At 57.8% G+C, this 2,423-nt stretch carries 3 protein-coding genes; all 3 read left to right on the top strand.

Features of this window, described 5'->3' with window-relative positions; genetic code table 11:
- Positions 1-404 (top strand): FMN-dependent NADH-azoreductase (locus ACV4UX_RS18700; RefSeq protein ID WP_491594792.1); only part of this gene is annotated, 404 nt, incomplete at its 5' end.
- A gap of 88 nt (positions 405-492) precedes the next feature.
- Positions 493-1,179, top strand: a complete 687-nt coding sequence (locus ACV4UX_RS18705; protein WP_491594793.1) for a tetratricopeptide repeat protein — start codon at positions 493-495, stop codon at positions 1,177-1,179.
- Positions 1,180-1,360: 181 nt separating this feature from the next.
- Entirely contained in the window at positions 1,361-2,212 is an 852-nt protein-coding gene (locus ACV4UX_RS18710; protein WP_491594794.1) for a hypothetical protein, read from the top strand.
- Positions 2,213-2,423: the final 211 nt, after the last annotated feature.

Raw genomic sequence — 2,423 nt, forward strand, 5'->3', positions numbered from 1 at the left:
CGTTGAAGCCTGTCCGAAGCCTTCCCCCTTACCTGCTCATGGCCGTGCCCATGTGGAACTTCGGTCTGCCCTACCGGCTCAAGCACTACATCGACCTGGTGGTGCAGCCGGGCCTGACCTTCGAGTCCGACGCCTCGGGCTCGCGCGGGCTCATCGCGGACAAGCCCGCGTTCATCGCCTACGCCAGCGGCGGGAGCTACCCGCCGCTGAGCCCGGAACAGTCCCTGGACTTCCAGAGGCCCTACCTGGAGATGATCCTCAACTCCATGGGCATCCGCAGCATCAAAAGCGTGCGCGTGGAGGGGACGCTGAGGGGCGAGGCGAGCGTGATGGAGAGCAGGCGCAGGGCCATCGAGGAGGCCCGCAGGCTGGCCGGGGAGGACTGGCTCGCGCCGCCCGGGTGATCCTGGAGAAGGCCCGTCCTCCCGGGCGTGCCCCGCGCGTCGAACGGACCGGCAGTCCAGCCGTCAACCCCAGCCAAGGAGCGACATCATGCGCGCCATGCCTTACGCCCTGCCTCTTGCTGTTCTGCTGTGCCTGCTCGCCGTCCCCTGCCTGGCCGGTTTCGAGGAGGGGGTGGCGGCCTACCGTTCCCAGGACTTCGCCCGGGCCATGAAGGAGTTCCTGCCGCTGGCGCGGAAGGGAAACGCCGACGCGCAGTTCCTGGTGGGCCTGATGCACCGCAACGGCGCGGGCGTGCCGCCCAATGTGCAGGAGGCCGTCAAGTGGTACCGCAAGGCGGCGGACCAGGGCCAGCCCGCCGCGCTGACCAACCTGGGCACGCTCTACATCAAGGGCGAGGGGGTGAAGGAGGACGTGGCCAAGGGCGCGGGGCTCGTGCTGGAGGGCGCGCGCGGGGGCGATGTGGTGGCCATGTGCAAGATCGGCCTGTTCTACCTGGCCGGGCTGGGCGTGGCCAAGAGCGACAAGGACGCCCGGGACTGGCTGACCAGGGCCGCCGAGGCGGGCGACGGCGACTGCCAGCTGCTGGTGGGCCAACTGGCGGCCAACGGCGCGGGGCCGATCCCCAAGGACCCGGTGAGGGGCTACGCCCTGCTGCTCCTGGCGGAAGAGCAGCAAGTGGAAGGCGCGGCCAAGCTCCGCGGCGAACTGGCCAAGACGCTCAGCCTGGAGGACGTGCGGCGTGCGGAGGAGATGGCGCGGGGGATGGGCAGGTAAGGGGGAAGGCTTCGGACAGGCTTCAACGATATAAAGAACGTCAATGACGGTCTCTGAGTTAGAAGGACGCAAGCTGCTTATCAATGATAAGGAGTCTCACGTCGTTTTGCCACAAACGCAACACGGCTGCACGGCAACAGAGTTCTGACAGCAAACAATAATGATCAGCACAGGAGGCCACATGTCCAACAGCTTGGATCTCGATGGGATAATAACGAAAGATGGACCCGGCTTACCAATGAACCGAAAGGAAAAATTCTTTACGGCAACCGTTCTACCTTCCATATTATTCCACAACGGCCTCGAAAATCTCAAAACATTTCTTTCGAACATCAAAGATATTGACAAATCCGCCTACGAACACCTCGCTCCGGACGGGTTCATGTTCTACACGGAATACAACTTAAAAGAATCATGCAGCAGTGAAACTTTTCCTGGCAAAAAAATCGAGATCAAAACAAAGGAAACACCAGACATACTGATTCAAATACTCCCACCAACAAATATCTTCATTGTTATAGAGGCAAAGATGTTCTCGAGTGCCACACAATTCCAACTCGAGACACAGATGTTGCAGCAAAAGATTGTAATAATAGACGAACTTGAAAAAACTTTCAAGGCAAAATGTCACCACATTGCTATCGTCCCAGAAGCATCAGGCCTTGGGAATTTGCAAAACTATCAGGCGATAACATGGGACAGCTTTTGCAGCTCAACATACAACATAGAGGGAAACTACTTTACAAACTACTTGAAATTTGCACTCAACAACTACTCAAAACTTCGATCAAAGCAGCCAGCACAGTCGTCTGCCACAGGGAAAACCCTTAAAATGCGGGCAGAAAATGGGCCAGACTTTTTTATCGGCCGCGACGGTGGACTTAGCAGAATAACAGAAGACATCAAAACCGACAAATGGAAAGCCAGAAAATATCTATACAAACAAAGCGACCAACGCCCAAACAACAAATGGATCACATCCAAACAGTTTCTTGAGGCAATTAAGGCAAACGCACGACAACACCAACAATAAACTTGGCAACCGGGACGCAGCATGCAGGACATTAGCAACTGATCCCGCGTTAGATCAGTTGCTTTGAGCCCGCGGGATGTCTTGAATAGGCGGGCATATTGCGCACCGCCGGGGTATGCGCATCAGATATCCTGCATGCTGTCCAGCGTGCCCGTGGACGGCGGTCCGCCGGTCATGCCCGCTCCCTTGGGGGCCTTGAACTCGCGGTTGA

The sequence above is a fragment of the Fundidesulfovibrio sp. genome, assembly GCF_058402725.1.

What these genes read in the sequence shown, in the direction of transcription:
- ACV4UX_RS18705 (WP_491594793.1), top strand. Translation starts at nt 493, where the DNA reads ATGCGCGCCATGCCTTACGCCCTGCCTCTTGCTGTTCTGCTGTGCCTG.
- ACV4UX_RS18710 (WP_491594794.1), top strand. Translation starts at nt 1,361, where the DNA reads ATGTCCAACAGCTTGGATCTCGATGGGATAATAACGAAAGATGGACCC.